The 12,267-nt window shown below is 63.5% G+C and carries 18 protein-coding genes; 4 read left to right on the top strand and 14 right to left on the bottom strand.

Annotated features, from left to right (window positions below; all coding sequences use genetic code 11):
* Nucleotide 1: 1 nt before the first annotated feature.
* The 9 genes from FJ970_RS02190 to ureC all read right to left on the bottom strand — a co-directional run bounded on the left by FJ970_RS02190 (nt 2) and on the right by ureC (nt 6,883).
* Nucleotides 2-769 (bottom strand): class II aldolase and adducin N-terminal domain-containing protein, encoded by a 768-nt coding sequence (locus FJ970_RS02190; protein WP_140757319.1) that lies wholly within the window; start codon nt 767-769, stop codon nt 2-4.
* A gap of 80 nt (nt 770-849) precedes the next feature.
* Nucleotides 850-1,491, bottom strand: coding sequence for an urease accessory protein UreG (ureG, locus tag FJ970_RS02185; protein ID WP_140757318.1), 642 nt, complete (start codon nt 1,489-1,491; stop codon nt 850-852).
* Nucleotides 1,488-1,928 (bottom strand): DUF3995 domain-containing protein, encoded by a 441-nt coding sequence (locus FJ970_RS02180; RefSeq protein ID WP_140757317.1) that lies wholly within the window; start codon nt 1,926-1,928, stop codon nt 1,488-1,490. Before FJ970_RS02180 ends, ureG begins: the two co-directional genes overlap by 4 nt.
* Nucleotides 1,925-2,596, bottom strand: a complete 672-nt coding sequence (locus tag FJ970_RS02175) for an urease accessory protein UreF (RefSeq protein WP_140757316.1) — start codon at nt 2,594-2,596, stop codon at nt 1,925-1,927. Before FJ970_RS02175 ends, FJ970_RS02180 begins: the two co-directional genes overlap by 4 nt.
* Nucleotides 2,589-3,164, bottom strand: coding sequence for an urease accessory protein UreE (locus FJ970_RS02170; protein WP_140757315.1), 576 nt, complete (start codon nt 3,162-3,164; stop codon nt 2,589-2,591). The genes FJ970_RS02175 and FJ970_RS02170 overlap by 8 nt, the downstream gene beginning before the upstream one ends.
* 68 nt (nt 3,165-3,232) lie before the next feature.
* A complete protein-coding gene (locus FJ970_RS02165) occupies nt 3,233-3,868 on the bottom strand; it encodes a glutathione S-transferase family protein (protein WP_140757424.1) in 636 nt (211 codons plus the stop codon).
* A 44-nt stretch (nt 3,869-3,912) separates the two neighbouring features.
* Entirely contained in the window at nt 3,913-4,506 is a 594-nt protein-coding gene (locus FJ970_RS02160; RefSeq protein WP_140757314.1) for a hypothetical protein, read from the bottom strand.
* Between the two features lie 48 nt (nt 4,507-4,554).
* The gene (locus FJ970_RS02155) at nt 4,555-5,043 is read right to left on the bottom strand and encodes a DUF29 domain-containing protein (RefSeq protein ID WP_140757313.1); all 489 of its coding nucleotides are present in this window, start codon (nt 5,041-5,043) and stop codon (nt 4,555-4,557) included.
* Between the two features lie 127 nt (nt 5,044-5,170).
* The gene (ureC, locus tag FJ970_RS02150) at nt 5,171-6,883 is read right to left on the bottom strand and encodes an urease subunit alpha (RefSeq protein WP_140757312.1); all 1,713 of its coding nucleotides are present in this window, start codon (nt 6,881-6,883) and stop codon (nt 5,171-5,173) included.
* 167 nt (nt 6,884-7,050) lie between these two features.
* On the opposite strand from ureC, the gene FJ970_RS02145 reads away from it, so the two are divergent.
* Nucleotides 7,051-7,428, top strand: a complete 378-nt coding sequence (locus FJ970_RS02145; RefSeq protein ID WP_140757311.1) for a hypothetical protein — start codon at nt 7,051-7,053, stop codon at nt 7,426-7,428.
* 114 nt (nt 7,429-7,542) lie between these two features.
* Nucleotides 7,543-8,037 (top strand): hypothetical protein, encoded by a 495-nt coding sequence (locus FJ970_RS02140; protein WP_140757310.1) that lies wholly within the window; start codon nt 7,543-7,545, stop codon nt 8,035-8,037.
* 74 nt (nt 8,038-8,111) lie between these two features.
* On the opposite strand, the gene FJ970_RS02135 is transcribed toward FJ970_RS02140, so the two are convergent.
* Genes FJ970_RS02135 through FJ970_RS02115 form a run of 5 tightly spaced genes read right to left on the bottom strand, consistent with a single transcriptional unit; the run spans nt 8,112 to nt 10,473 of the window.
* A complete protein-coding gene (locus FJ970_RS02135) occupies nt 8,112-8,417 on the bottom strand; it encodes an urease subunit beta (RefSeq protein WP_140757309.1) in 306 nt (101 codons plus the stop codon).
* 6 nt (nt 8,418-8,423) lie between these two features.
* Nucleotides 8,424-9,011, bottom strand: coding sequence for a HupE/UreJ family protein (locus FJ970_RS02130; RefSeq protein WP_140757308.1), 588 nt, complete (start codon nt 9,009-9,011; stop codon nt 8,424-8,426).
* Between the two features lie 24 nt (nt 9,012-9,035).
* The gene (locus FJ970_RS02125) at nt 9,036-9,290 is read right to left on the bottom strand and encodes a DUF1272 domain-containing protein (RefSeq protein ID WP_140757307.1); all 255 of its coding nucleotides are present in this window, start codon (nt 9,288-9,290) and stop codon (nt 9,036-9,038) included.
* Between the two features lie 9 nt (nt 9,291-9,299).
* Entirely contained in the window at nt 9,300-9,602 is a 303-nt protein-coding gene (locus FJ970_RS02120; RefSeq protein WP_015314510.1) for an urease subunit gamma, read from the bottom strand.
* A gap of 28 nt (nt 9,603-9,630) precedes the next feature.
* Nucleotides 9,631-10,473 carry an urease accessory protein UreD gene (locus FJ970_RS02115; RefSeq protein ID WP_140757306.1) on the bottom strand — a complete coding sequence of 281 codons (843 nt, stop codon included), beginning with the start codon at nt 10,471-10,473 and terminating at the stop codon, nt 9,631-9,633.
* Between the two features lie 196 nt (nt 10,474-10,669).
* Between FJ970_RS02115 and FJ970_RS02110 the strand changes: the two genes are divergently transcribed.
* Together FJ970_RS02110 and FJ970_RS02105 are read left to right on the top strand one after the other, a co-directional pair.
* Nucleotides 10,670-10,924: an acyl carrier protein gene (locus FJ970_RS02110; protein WP_027145432.1), complete on the top strand. Its 255-nt coding sequence runs from the start codon at nt 10,670-10,672 to the stop codon at nt 10,922-10,924.
* Between the two features lie 4 nt (nt 10,925-10,928).
* Nucleotides 10,929-12,137 carry a beta-ketoacyl-[acyl-carrier-protein] synthase family protein gene (locus tag FJ970_RS02105; protein ID WP_140757305.1) on the top strand — a complete coding sequence of 403 codons (1,209 nt, stop codon included), beginning with the start codon at nt 10,929-10,931 and terminating at the stop codon, nt 12,135-12,137.
* Nucleotides 12,138-12,267 lie beyond the last annotated feature (130 nt).

The raw sequence follows: 12,267 nt of genomic DNA, 5'->3' as shown, positions 1-12,267 counted from the left end.
CTCAGTTCCGGTACGCCGGCTCCTGTTCGTCGAGGATCGCCTTCAACTCGGCGAGATGACGTTCGGCTTGGCCTGGATAATCGTCCATCTCGCTCGCCGCCTTCTCGGCGATCGTGTCGGAGAGCATGCGCAGCGGCCGGCCGGTCCACAGCGCCTTGATGTAGGTCTCGGCGGCGCGCTCGAAATAGAACATGCGGTTGAAGGCGTCGGCGACGGTGTCGCCGATGACCAGCACGCCATGGTTGCCCATGACCATTACCTTGACCTTGGGGTCGGCGAGAAGCTGCGAGCAGCGCTCGCCCTCTTCCTCGAAGGCCAGCCCGCCATAATGCGCGTCGACGACGTGACGGTTGAAGAACATCGCCGAATTCTGGTCGATCGGCGGCAGAGTCGAGTCGGCAAGCGAGGCCAGCACGGTGGCGTGAATCGAATGGACATGCATGACGCAGCGCGCGTGCGGCACATTGCGATGGACGGCGCCATGCAGGCCCCATGCCGTCGGGTCGGGTGCATTGGGGCCTGACAGCGTGTCGGGATCGTTGGCGTCGATTTCGATCAGGTCGCTCGCCTTGATGCGTGAGAAATGCACTTGGTTCGGGTTCATCAGGAACCTTGTGCCGTCATCATTGACCGCCAGCGAAAAATGATTGGCCACCGCTTCGTGCATGTTGAGCCGCGCCGTCCAACGGAAGGCGCAGGCGAGATCGACGCGCTCTTCGTAGAAGGGCAGGTTGGTCAGCGTTTCCTTCTGCAGGCGGGCAATACTCATCTTAAAAGTCCTCCGGTTTCGGCAAGAATGCCGCGCTCCGCTGGTGCCCGCAACCGCTTTCGCTTGGTGCAGAAGGCCAGCTATGCCGCCGTGCTTGCGGCGCCCACGGTCCGCAATCCGCCGTGCTCGACGATGAAATCGATGACCTCCTGCAACCCCTTGCCGCGCGAAAGATCGGTGAAGCCATACGGCCGCTTACCGCGCATGCGGCCGGCGTCGCTCTCCATGATATCGAGATTGACGTTCACATAGGGCGCCAGGTCGCTCTTGTTGATGATGAGGAAATCGGAGCGCGTGATCGCCGGGCCGCCTTTGCGCGGGATCTCTTCGCCCTGGCAGACCGAGATAACATAGAGCGTCAGGTCGGCAAGGTCCGGCGAGAAGGTGGCGGCCAGGTTGTCGCCGCCGGATTCGATGAAGATGATGTCGAGATCGGGGAATTTGCGGTTCAGCTCGGCGATAGCCTGCAGATTGATCGACGCGTCCTCGCGGATGGCCGTGTGCGGGCAGCCGCCGGTCTCGACGCCGACGATGCGCTCCTCCGGCAGCGCCTGCAGCCGGGCCAGCATCATGGCGTCTTCCCGGGTGTAGATGTCGTTGGTGACGACGGCGATGGAGAACTCGTCGCGCAACGCCTTGCAGAGTTTTTCGGTGAGCGTCGTCTTGCCGGAACCCACGGGGCCGCCAATGCCGATGCGAAGAGGACCGTTAGCTTGTGTCATGCCGGAAACTCCATGATGGCGAGGACCGCGAAACTAAGCCCGATCAGCAGGCACAGCGGCGAATAGAGAATGGTATCGAGCCGCGCGAAAGGCTGTTGCGGCGCCAGCCGGCGCCACCAGGGCGTGAAACCGGCGATGCCGCGCCCCAGGAACACCAAACCGATTAGCATCGACGTGGCGGCGAGCCCCTCCTTTGGAAAGGGCGAGGCAAAGAAACCGATGAGCGCAAGCGGCCAGAGCGTTGCCAGGCCAAGGCAAGCGGCAACGGCGAAGCTGGCGAACGGCGTCGGCATTTCGTCGACGCTGCGAAAGCCGACGACGGCGTGGGCGCAGGACGCGACATCCCTGCCCGGCCAGATGCCGCCGATGCCCCAATAGACATGCAGCGCCGTGATCAGCAGCAGGACGAATGAGAGGACGAAGGCGAGGAGGATCATGAACGGAACAATCGCGAATACTGGGTTTCGTGCTTCATCGCCACGATGTCTGAGATGAAGGCGCAGCCACCGAGATCGTCCGGTGTCGAGCGGGACGCGCGGGCAGCGGTCGAGAGCGCCAGCGGCTCGAACCCGGCAAGCAGCGTCGTGGCCTCGTTCTGACCGATGACGCCGAGCCGGATCGCGGCCTGGACGAGGTTGGAGAAGAAGGCCTGCAGGAAGGCGGACAGCGCGTCCCGCAGCGCAATGCCATTGCCGCCGGCAACAGTGCCGACAGCGATGCAGTAGGCGCATTCGGCCGGCAAGCGCTTCAGCGCGGCATTGGGCCAGGCGCCGGCCGCTTTGAGGAAGGCCGCACCTTGCAGCATGGTCTCGGTGTGGCGTTCGCGCGAGCCGGCCAATGCCTCGGCCAGTGCTGCGACTTCGGCCAGATCGCCGCCTTCGCGGGCGCGGCGCCAGCTCTCTGCGAACAGCACGGCATCGTTCCAGCCCGAACCCATCTCGACCAGCGTCTCCAGCCAGGAAGCAAGGCTGTCGCCGTCGCTCACCAGTCCGTCATGCACCGCGCGCTCAAGGCCATGGCTATAGGCGAAGCCGCCGACCGGAAAGGCCGGCGACAACCATGCCATCAGCCGCAGCAGGGCGATGCCGGAGGGCTGGTCAGTCATGGTGATGATCGTGATGCGAATGCGCGTGGCTGTGCGAATGGGATTCGCCGTGGCCATGGCTGTGCGCCTCGGCGTGCGCACGCGCATGGCCGTGATCGTGCCCGTCGGAATAGGCGCCGCGCACCGGTTTGAACGGTTCCGAGACGTCGCGCACCGTGGCTCCGAGCCCCTCCAGCATCGCCTTGATGACGTGGTCGCGCAGGATGAGGATGCGGTGCGCCTCGATGCCGGCGGCGAGATGGCGGTTGCCGATATGCCAGGCGAGCTCGGCGAGATGTACGGCGTCGCGGGCACGGATGTCATAGACCTCTTCGGGCGCAGCGATGATCTCGATATGGCCGCCATCCTCCAGCACGAGCCGGTCGCCGTCGTTGAGGGCGACAGGTTCGGGCAGGTCGACGAGCACCTTGCTGCCGTCGGCAAGTTCGATGGCGCGGCGGCGCAGATGCCGCTCATCATGGGCAAGAACCGCACGGCCGGTTGGCGCGACGGTCGCGGCCGTGCCGGCGGGCAGCACCGAGACGGCGCGTGGAAATTTGGTGAAGTCGGTGTTGATGTTGAGCTTCATTTCATGGAGCCTCCTTAGAGCGCCGCGCGTCCTCTTGGACGCGCAAAGGACGCTCTAATACTTTGAATCTATGCATCGTGCTTTCCAAAAATCGATTCCGACTTTCGGGCCGATGCATTGGCTTGCGCCCGCGCACGGGCAGGCCTCGACAACACGCGGTCGAAATAGGCGTTGACGCGGTCGGAGTCGATCGCGAACCGGCCGGCACGCGCCCAGCCGCCCATGTCGCCAAGCAGCACATCGACGGCCGAGAACCGGTCGCCGAGTGCAAACGTTTTGTCGCCAAGCCTGCGCTCCAGCGCCTTGACCTCCGACGCAAAATCAAAGGCCGCGGCAGGGCCGACATCGACCCGCACTTCCCTGGGCAAGAGGAAGCGGTGGCGCAATTTGTTCCACAGCGGCGCCTCGAACTCCGACTGTGCGAAGTGCATCCAGGAATCCATCTCGGCACGGCCGGCGATCCCAGGATTGGCGCCCAGGCCTTTGTCGGCGTGCTTGTCGGCGAGATAGACACAGATCGCCGCCGAATCCGTCACCGTCAGCTCGCCGTCGATGAGGATCGGCACCTTGCCCGACGGATTGAGCGCATAGGCTTCCGGCGAGCGTAGCTTGACCTCGACGAATTCATAGGGCTGCCCGAGCTCCTCCAGCATCCAGAGGACGCGACTGACCCGGGAGCCACGCGATCCGACGGCCTTGTACATCATTGAACCTGCCTTTCCCCGGAACTCTAGATCATCGGCCGATCTCATACGATCGTGTCGAAGAGCCGCAGGATGAACGATATCTGATAGATCAGCGCGGCCGCGACGAAGGCGATGTGGAAGCGGCGGTCGCGCACCAGGATCGCGGCGATGCAAAACGCGACGAAGACCGGCGTGCGGAACAGATATTCGTTGCCGAAGCGGGCGAAATGCTCGGGACCTTTCAACAGCGTGTCGATGATATCGAGCAGATAGGTCGCCGCCAGCAGTCCGAAGAACCAGGCGCGGCGCGAATAGAAGAAATCCTCGTAGCTGGTGTAGTCGAGCATCGAGTCCGGAAACAGCATCGCGCAGAGCAGGAACAGCGTGATGGCGTAGAAAATGATGAAAAGATATTTGCCGAAGGTCCACGTTTCGATGGCGTAGAGGCCGAACTCCCACCACCAGAAATGCACCAGCATCAACAGCACCGAGGCGACCCAGGCCAGATGCACGGGATAGAGCCGGTACTGGCCAGGATGCTGGACGATGCGCGCCACCCCCGACAGCAAACGGGCGACGCCAAGCCCGATCACCATGCCCATGACGATGCGGATATGCGGGAAAATGTCGTGGGCGGAGGCTATTTCGGTGGCCATGACGAACGCTCGCCGGGGGATGGAACGTCCGTCAGAACCACTATCTGTCTATTCTCGCATAAGGTTGTCCGAAGACCACGGTGATCCTGGGAAATAGTCATCGTCTAAAATTTCCTTGATCCCATAGGGGCAATCGACAGGGAAATCCCGATCCCTCAGGCCTGTTTCGTCCTGTGCCTTCAATCTTGCTATCTTGAACTCTCGATCGAGCACCTGCGCAGGATATGTTCTGAGGCTCGGACTCTCATCAAGCAGTCCCGCAATCCGAAGCCGTTGCTCCCGAATTGTCAGCAACCAGCCCGTTTTGCGCTGCTCAGGCTGAAACTCCCATTTCAGCAAGTGAAGGACCAAAGTGCCGAGCCTGCTCGCAATTTCCCTTTTGTCGCTCCGCCCCAAGCTCTCGATCTCCTCAGCAACATTCTCACGATCGATGTCGGAAAGACGACCTTCGCGCAGCAGCGCGCCCTGTTCGGCGCACCACTGAGCATAGTCGGCCTCGTAGGGCGTCAATTGCTGTTTGCGGAATATCTTGTTCATTGAGGACATATTGCTCCCAAAGCGTACGATTTCCAAGTCCGCGAAGAACGAGTGGGCCTATTCGGACAGCCCCGCACAACCTACTCACCGCCGCATTTAACGAAGGCCATGGCTCGCGATAATCCTATCAAAACAGAAAATACCGCTGCGCCATCGGCAGCACGGTCGCCGGCTCGCAGGTCAAGAGTTCGCCGTCGGCGCGTACCTCGTAGGTTTCCGGATCGACCTCGATATGCGGCGTGGCGTCGTTGAGCACCATCGAGTGCTTGCCGATGCCGCCGCGCGTGTTTTCGACGGCGACGAATTGCTTGTCGACGCCGAGCCTGCCGTGCAAACCTGATTCGAGCGCGGCCTTCGAGACGAAAGTCACGGACGAGTTGGTCCGGGCTTTGCCATAGGCGCCGAACATCGGCCGGTAGTGCATCGGCTGCGGCGTCGGGATCGAGGCGTTGGGATCGCCCATCGGGGCGGCGGCGATCATGCCGCCGATCAGCACCATATCCGGCTTGACGCCGAAGAAGGCCGGATTCCACAGCACCAGGTCGGCGCGTTTGCCGACCGCGATCGAGCCGATCTCCTTCGACAGCCCGTGCGCGATGGCCGGATTGATGGTGTATTTGGCGATATAGCGGCGGACGCGGAAATTGTCGTTGTCGCCGGTCTCCTGCGGCAATGACCCGCGCTGGCGCTTCATCTTGTCGGCGGTCTGCCAGGTGCGGATCGCCACCTCGCCGACGCGACCCATGGCCTGGCTGTCCGACGAGATGATCGAGAAGGCGCCTATGTCGTGCAGGATGTCCTCGGCCGCGATGGTCTCCTTGCGGATGCGGCTTTCGGCAAAGGCGATGTCCTCGGGGATCGACGGCGACAGATGATGGCAGACCATCAGCATGTCGAGATGCTCGGCCAGCGTGTTGACCGTGTAGGGCCGTGTCGGGTTGGTCGAGGACGGGATGACGTTGGGCAGGCCACAGACCTTGATGATATCCGGTGCATGGCCGCCGCCGGCGCCCTCGGTGTGGAAGGCGTGGATGGTGCGGCCCTTGATGGCCGCCACGGTGTTCTCGACAAAGCCGGATTCGTTGAGCGTATCGGTGTGGATCATGACCTGCACGTCGTAGTCGTCGGCGACCGACAGGCAGCAGTCGATTGCCGCCGGCGTCGTGCCCCAGTCCTCGTGGAGCTTGAGCGAGCAAGCGCCGCCCAGCACCATCTCTTCGAGTGCTGCAGGCAGAGAGGCGTTGCCCTTGCCCGACAGGCCGATATTCATCGGGAAGGCGTCGAAGGACTGGATCATGCGCGCCATGTGCCATGGCCCCGGCGTGCAGGTGGTGGCCAGCGTGCCATGCGCCGGGCCGGTGCCGCCGCCGAGCATGGTGGTGATGCCCGACATCAGCGCCTCCTCGATCTGCTGCGGGCAGATGAAGTGGATATGCGCGTCGAAGCCACCGGCGGTGAGGATCTTGCCCTCGCCGGCGATGATTTCCGTGCCGGGACCGATGATGATGGTGACGCCATCCTGCGTATCGGGATTGCCGGCCTTGCCTATTGCCGCGATGCGGCCATCCCTGAGGCCGATATCGGCCTTGAAGATGCCGGCGCTGGCATCGATCACCAGCGCGTTGGTGATGACGGTGTCGACCGCGCCTTGAGCACGGGAAACCTGGCTCTGGCCCATGCCGTCGCGAATGACCTTGCCGCCGCCGAATTTCACCTCCTCGCCATGAATGGTGAAATCCTTCTCGACCTCGATGATCAGCTCGGTGTCGGCAAGCCGCACTTTGTCGCCAACGGTCGGGCCATACATCTGGGCGTAGGCGGCACGGGTTAGTCTGGCCATCAGCGATTGCTCCCGAAATGCGGTGTGATCGAAGCCCAGCTACACATTGTCGCCATCCAATAGTCACGCAATGACCCGCTCGGCGACACCTTCTGAACCCATTTGGCGGTTGAGGTTGGGGCGCCACCCCAAAACGACCGTTTGCCAAAACGATGGAAGGAAAATCCATGCGCAAAACGATAGTTCTTGCAACTGCCGCCACCCTGATGCTGGTTGGTGCCGCCAGTGCCCAGCAGCAGCCCGCGCAACAGCCCGCTCCAAGCGCGCCGGCTCCAGCCGCCCCTGGCGGTCAGCAGGCCGCGCCGGCGATCCAGAGCGTCAACGTCATCGACATCAGCGAGTTGCCGAAGGACACGCAGACGCAGGTCAACCAGGTGATCGCGCAGCGTGGCGACGCAGGCCTGCAGAAACTGCGCAGTTCGATCGACGCCACCCCCAAGGTGAAATCCGCCCTCCAGGCCAAGGGAATGACCTCGGCTCAAGTGGTCGCGGCCAGCATGGAGCCGAATGGCGCGCTGACCCTGATCACCAAGAAAGCGAGTTAAAGACCCGGCGTGGCGGGCCGGTATCCGGTCCGCCCGCCGAATCGTGACGGGAACCGTGGCAGAGCCGGAGTCGTTTCGTTTCCTGAGCGTCGAAACAAACCGCGAAAGTGGACGATGACCGACACCAACTTGCCCGATGTCCGTTGGCTGCACGCCGTTGCCGCAGCTGCGTTTCTGGTGGTGAGTCTCCCCCCGGCGGCGCTGAACGCGCAGGGCCTTCAAAGTCCGGAGACCGTCGACCGCATCGTCGGCTCGCAAGTCAACCAGGAAGAGGCCAAGACGACCGCCGAGATCGGAAAGGTCAATTCGGCGATCGACCGCACGCGCGAAAACATCAGCACGGTGCGCAAGACATCCAAGCTCGACAAGGTCGATATCGTGTTCCTGACCGACGCCGCGCGCAGCGAAGGCGGTCCGCCACCGGCCATCGAGAACAAGGTCCGGCAGCATCAGGACGATGTTACCGAACTGCGCAAGGAGATCGAAGCCAACGCCCTGCTCTTCAATGCCATCGAGTCGCGGCGCGTGCTTGCCGAGGACGTTCTCGCCGTCGAGTTCGACGATCCCGGAAAGATCGTCATCTATGCGGCCGCCAAACCGTCTGGCTGAGCCGAAGGCATCGTTTGCTTTCAGGTTTGCCCCGAAGCCGTTGGCCGGCCTTGCGCACCAGGCATGAGACGCCCTCACAGCTTGCCCATCACCTTCTGCTGAAATCCATAGACCTCGCGCTTGCCGCCGAGCGGCACCAGCGTGACGTCGCGTTCCTGCCCCGGTTCGAAGCGCGTGGCGGTGCCGGCGGCGATGTCGAGGCGCATGCCGCGCGCGCTCTCGCGGTCGAATTTCAGCGCCTCGTTGGTTTCGAAGAAATGGTAGTGGCTGCCGACCTGGACCGGGCGGTCGCCACTGTTGGCGACTTTCAGGGTGACGGTCGGCAGACCCTCATTGAGTTCGATGTCGCCTCGAGCAGAGATGATTTCGCCGGGGATCATGGGACCTCACACGACGCCGAAGGCGAGGCCGACGCCGATCGCCGCGCAGGCGGCACCCGCGATACGGGCCACACCGCGGAACCTTAGGCCGAGGCTCAGACCAGCGGCGATGCCGATTGCATGGAGCAGCACGGTGGCGATGGCAAAGCCGGCCATATATTCGAGCCCGCCGGCATTTTCCGGCACTTCCGTGCCATGGGCGTGGCCGTGAAACAGCGCGAACAGACCGATGATGGCGACACCGGCCGAAACGGGCAGATCGACCGCCAACGCCACCAGCAGTCCAACCGCCACGACGGAGGCCAGTATGCCCGGCTCGACGAACGGCAACGGCATATGAGCCATACCAAGGGCCGCGCCACCGAGCATGACGGCGACGAACGCCGCAGGCCAGGCCCAGATCGCCTTGCCACCCTTGAGGGCCGCCCACAGACCGACAGCGAGCATCACCGTCATATGGTCGAGACCCGACAGCGGATGCGTGAAGCCGGCCATGAAGGAGGATGTCGTGCCAATGCCGACATGGGCGTAGGCAGGCACGGCGGCCGCCACGAGCAGGATCGCCGAGAGGCACAGGCGTTTGACAGGGATCATTTTACTTGCCTTTCGTTTGCGGTGTCAGGCGGCCCTGCGGGGGCCGCAGCCCTCGGCCTTGAGCACGCGTTTGGTCGAAGCCGGATATTTCTTCAGCATCGCGGCCGGGCGAATCGGCCGGGCTGTAAAATTGCCACCGCAGTTTGGGCAGACGCCGCCAAGCACGTTTTCGACGCAGCCGGCGCAGAAGGTGCACTCGAAGGTGCAGACCAGCGCATCCTTCGCTTCGGGCGGCAGATCCTTGTCACAGCATTCGCAGTTCGGGCGCAGCTCCAGCATTTTCTCTCCTCACCGGATCGGTTCGTGCACGGTCACCAGCTTGGTGCCGTCGGGGAATGTCGCTTCCACCTGCACGTCATGGATCATCTCGGCGATGCCTTCCATGACCTGCGCGCGGCTGACGACATGGGCGCCGGCCTCCATCAACTCGGCCACCGGGCGGCCATCGCGGGCGCCCTCGACGACGAAATCGGTGATCAGCGCGATCGCTTCCGGATGGTTGAGCTTGACGCCGCGCTCGAGTCGCTTGCGCGCCACGATCGCCGCCATGGCGATCAGCAGCTTGTCCTTTTCCCTTGGCGTCAGGTTCATGCGTCTTCCTGAAATGATGCGGCCACAGTCACAGTGACCATAATTTGGGCAACCCCGCCCTTCCGTTGAGCAATTCGACGAGCGGGACCAGCCGCCGGCGCAGATGGTAGCCGTCCCCGGCGTAAAGCCTCGCAAGAAGCTTGCCAGATGTCTTCACTGTCCAGACGCTGGCGCCGCCCCGGTCGCCAATGATCTCCCGAACCGGGTCGAGCAAGGCCTCCGCGCGCGGCGACACCAGCAGCAGCGTAGCCACGGCGATCGCACCGCCTGATGTCGCCGGACGGGCCAGAGTGTCGGCGATATCGGGGCCGATGCGGAAATCCTCGGCATGAATGAGAATTCCTTCCCTGCGGATACGCCAGCGGTCGCGAAAGGTGCCCTGCGCGGCACGTTCGCCCATGGCCAGGCGGCCGAAGACGGCCGCTTCCAGCACCAGCGCCTCGGCCCCCACGGCAAGCTCGACATCCAACGTACGGACAAACGCGGCGCGGTCGAAGACGATGGTTTCCTGCGGCAGCCAGGCGATGCTGCCGTTCTGACCGACGGTCAGCTTGACCCGCACTTCGGCATGGTCCGACGCGGCGCGATAGATCTTTTCGCAGGCCTGGGTCGTTATCGTGGCGCTGGCATCCGCGCCGACGTCGACATCCCAGCCGAGGCGGTCGCCGCCGGTCAGCCCGCCGGCGGTATTGATCAGGACGGCCTCCAGCGGTCCGGCCGAAACGGCCGGCAGCCTTATCTTGGCGGAGCCGTCCTGATAGAGGCGCCGCAGCCGCGTGCGTCCGTCGATACAGGCGCAACCAAGCTGCGCCTTGCCCGCCGCGCGCTGGGCCAGCTGGCCCGAGAACTTCGTATTTTCGATCGTATCCACGCCGTCAGGTTAAGCACTGTGGCGCTTTTGTCGACATATAGCTTGTTGCTTGATGGCGTTTCCGTTTCTATAGAGGGAACCACCTTGGTACGGTCAGGCGACGCTTGGCGGGGGTAGAAGGCGAAGATCGCGGCCTGATATCGAGGACAAGAAGGCGCTGTTCAGCGTCGGAAACGACAAGTGGGGAAGAAACCGAATGGCTGACCAGCTGGCAACGGACATCATCGAAAAGATCAAGGCCCATGCCGAGCCTGGCGGCGAGGAAATCACCACCACGACCGAATTGACGGCGCTGGGCATTCATTCGCTGGAGCTGACCGAGATCATCTTCGACCTCGAGGAGCAATATGGCATCGAGATCGAGATGAACACGGTCGATGCCTGGAGCAATCTGAAGAATGTCGGCGACATGGTCGAGGCCGTTCGCGCGCTGATCGCGAAAAAAGCCTGACCGAATGCTGAAGCGTGTCGTCATTACCGGCATCGGTGGGCTGTGCGGATTGGGCACCGATGCGCAGGCAATCTGGGCCGAGATGCGGGCCGGCCGGTCGGCGATCGGCCCGATCGACAATCCCTTCCTGCACGACCTGAAGGTCAAGACAGGCTGCGAGATCAAGGCGCTGCCGGATCACGGCATCGAGCGCAAGCAACTGGTGTCGATGGATCGCTTCAGCCTGCTGGCGGTGATCGCGGCGAAAGAAGCCATGCGGCAGTCCGGATTGGTCCCGCATGCGGACAATACCTATCGGATGGGAACCATTGTCGGTGTTGGCGTCTGCGGGTTCGAGACGGTCGAGGAGAACTATCGCGCCATCCTGATCGAGGGCAAGAATCGCGCCGGCATCTTCACGGTTCCCAGGGTCATGCCGGGCGCCGCCTCCGGCCAGATCAGCATGCATCTGGGTTTGCGCGGACCGGTGTTCGGCGTCACCTCGGCCTGTTCGTCGGCCAATCATGCCATCGCCTCGGCGGTCGACCAGATCAGGCTCGGCCGCGCCGACGTCATGGTGGCCGGCGGCACCGAGGCGCCGCTGGTGTGGGGCGTGCTGAAGGGCTGGGAGGCACTGCGTGTGTTGTCGCCCGACACGTGCAGGCCATTTTCTGCCGACCGCCAGGGCCTGGTGCTGGGCGAGGGTGCCGGCATGGCGGTTCTGGAAAGCTACGACCATGCGATGGCGCGCGGCGCCACCATTTTGGCCGAGATCGCCGGCGCCGGCCTTTCGGCCGATGCCTCGGACATAGTCGCGCCTACCGTCGAGGGACCGGAAGCGGCGATGCGCTTCTGCCTGGCCGATGCCGGGCTCAATCCCGAGGATGTCGACTACCTCAACGCGCACGGCACCGGCACCAAGGCCAACGACCAGATCGAGACCACCGCGATCAAGCGCGTCTTCGGCGACCATGCGCGGGCGCTCTCCGTCTCCTCGACCAAGTCGATGCATGCGCATTGCCTCGGCGCCTCGGGCGGGCTGGAGATGATCGCCTGCGTCATGGCGATCCGCGAAGGCGTTGTGCCGCCGACGGCAAATTACCGCGAGGCCGATCCCGACTGCGATCTTGACGTGACGCCGAATGTCGCGCGCGAGCGCAAGGTGCGCGCCGCCATCAGCAATAGCTTTGCCTTTGGCGGCACCAATGCGGTGCTGGCCTTCAAGGCCATCTAATCCTGGCGGTTACTACCTGCCCCGGGCGGTTACTACCTCCCGGGCGGTTACTACCTCCCCGGGCAGTCACCACCGTCCCGGTCGGTCACCACCTGCCCCAGGCGGTCCGGAACGGTTGACTATCCGTGCA

Origin of the sequence: Mesorhizobium sp. B2-1-8, from assembly GCF_006442545.2 — a bacterium.
Lineage (GTDB): Bacteria > Pseudomonadota > Alphaproteobacteria > Rhizobiales > Rhizobiaceae > Mesorhizobium.
Note: the sequence above shows the minus strand (reverse complement) of the source record. Positions and strands in the feature narration are given on the sequence as shown.

Excerpts from the sequence above, each read along its gene's own strand:
- ureG (WP_140757318.1), bottom strand. The coding sequence starts at position 1,491 with ATGACACAAGCTAACGGTCCTCTTCGCATCGGCATTGGCGGCCCCGTG.
- FJ970_RS02165 (WP_140757424.1), bottom strand. The coding sequence starts at position 3,868 with ATGTACAAGGCCGTCGGATCGCGTGGCTCCCGGGTCAGTCGCGTCCTC.
- FJ970_RS02180 (WP_140757317.1), bottom strand. The coding sequence starts at position 1,928 with ATGATCCTCCTCGCCTTCGTCCTCTCATTCGTCCTGCTGCTGATCACG.
- FJ970_RS02145 (WP_140757311.1), top strand. The coding sequence starts at position 7,051 with ATGCGCAAAACGATAGTTCTTGCAACTGCCGCCACCCTGATGCTGGTT.
- FJ970_RS02140 (WP_140757310.1), top strand. The coding sequence starts at position 7,543 with ATGACCGACACCAACTTGCCCGATGTCCGTTGGCTGCACGCCGTTGCC.
- FJ970_RS02155 (WP_140757313.1), bottom strand. The coding sequence starts at position 5,043 with ATGAACAAGATATTCCGCAAACAGCAATTGACGCCCTACGAGGCCGAC.
- FJ970_RS02120 (WP_015314510.1), bottom strand. The coding sequence starts at position 9,602 with ATGAACCTGACGCCAAGGGAAAAGGACAAGCTGCTGATCGCCATGGCG.
- FJ970_RS02175 (WP_140757316.1), bottom strand. The coding sequence starts at position 2,596 with ATGACTGACCAGCCCTCCGGCATCGCCCTGCTGCGGCTGATGGCATGG.
- FJ970_RS02125 (WP_140757307.1), bottom strand. The coding sequence starts at position 9,290 with ATGCTGGAGCTGCGCCCGAACTGCGAATGCTGTGACAAGGATCTGCCG.
- FJ970_RS02110 (WP_027145432.1), top strand. The coding sequence starts at position 10,670 with ATGGCTGACCAGCTGGCAACGGACATCATCGAAAAGATCAAGGCCCAT.
- FJ970_RS02135 (WP_140757309.1), bottom strand. The coding sequence starts at position 8,417 with ATGATCCCCGGCGAAATCATCTCTGCTCGAGGCGACATCGAACTCAAT.
- FJ970_RS02160 (WP_140757314.1), bottom strand. The coding sequence starts at position 4,506 with ATGGCCACCGAAATAGCCTCCGCCCACGACATTTTCCCGCATATCCGC.
- FJ970_RS02190 (WP_140757319.1), bottom strand. The coding sequence starts at position 769 with ATGAGTATTGCCCGCCTGCAGAAGGAAACGCTGACCAACCTGCCCTTC.
- FJ970_RS02105 (WP_140757305.1), top strand. The coding sequence starts at position 10,929 with ATGCTGAAGCGTGTCGTCATTACCGGCATCGGTGGGCTGTGCGGATTG.
- FJ970_RS02130 (WP_140757308.1), bottom strand. The coding sequence starts at position 9,011 with ATGATCCCTGTCAAACGCCTGTGCCTCTCGGCGATCCTGCTCGTGGCG.
- ureC (WP_140757312.1), bottom strand. The coding sequence starts at position 6,883 with ATGGCCAGACTAACCCGTGCCGCCTACGCCCAGATGTATGGCCCGACC.
- FJ970_RS02170 (WP_140757315.1), bottom strand. The coding sequence starts at position 3,164 with ATGAAGCTCAACATCAACACCGACTTCACCAAATTTCCACGCGCCGTC.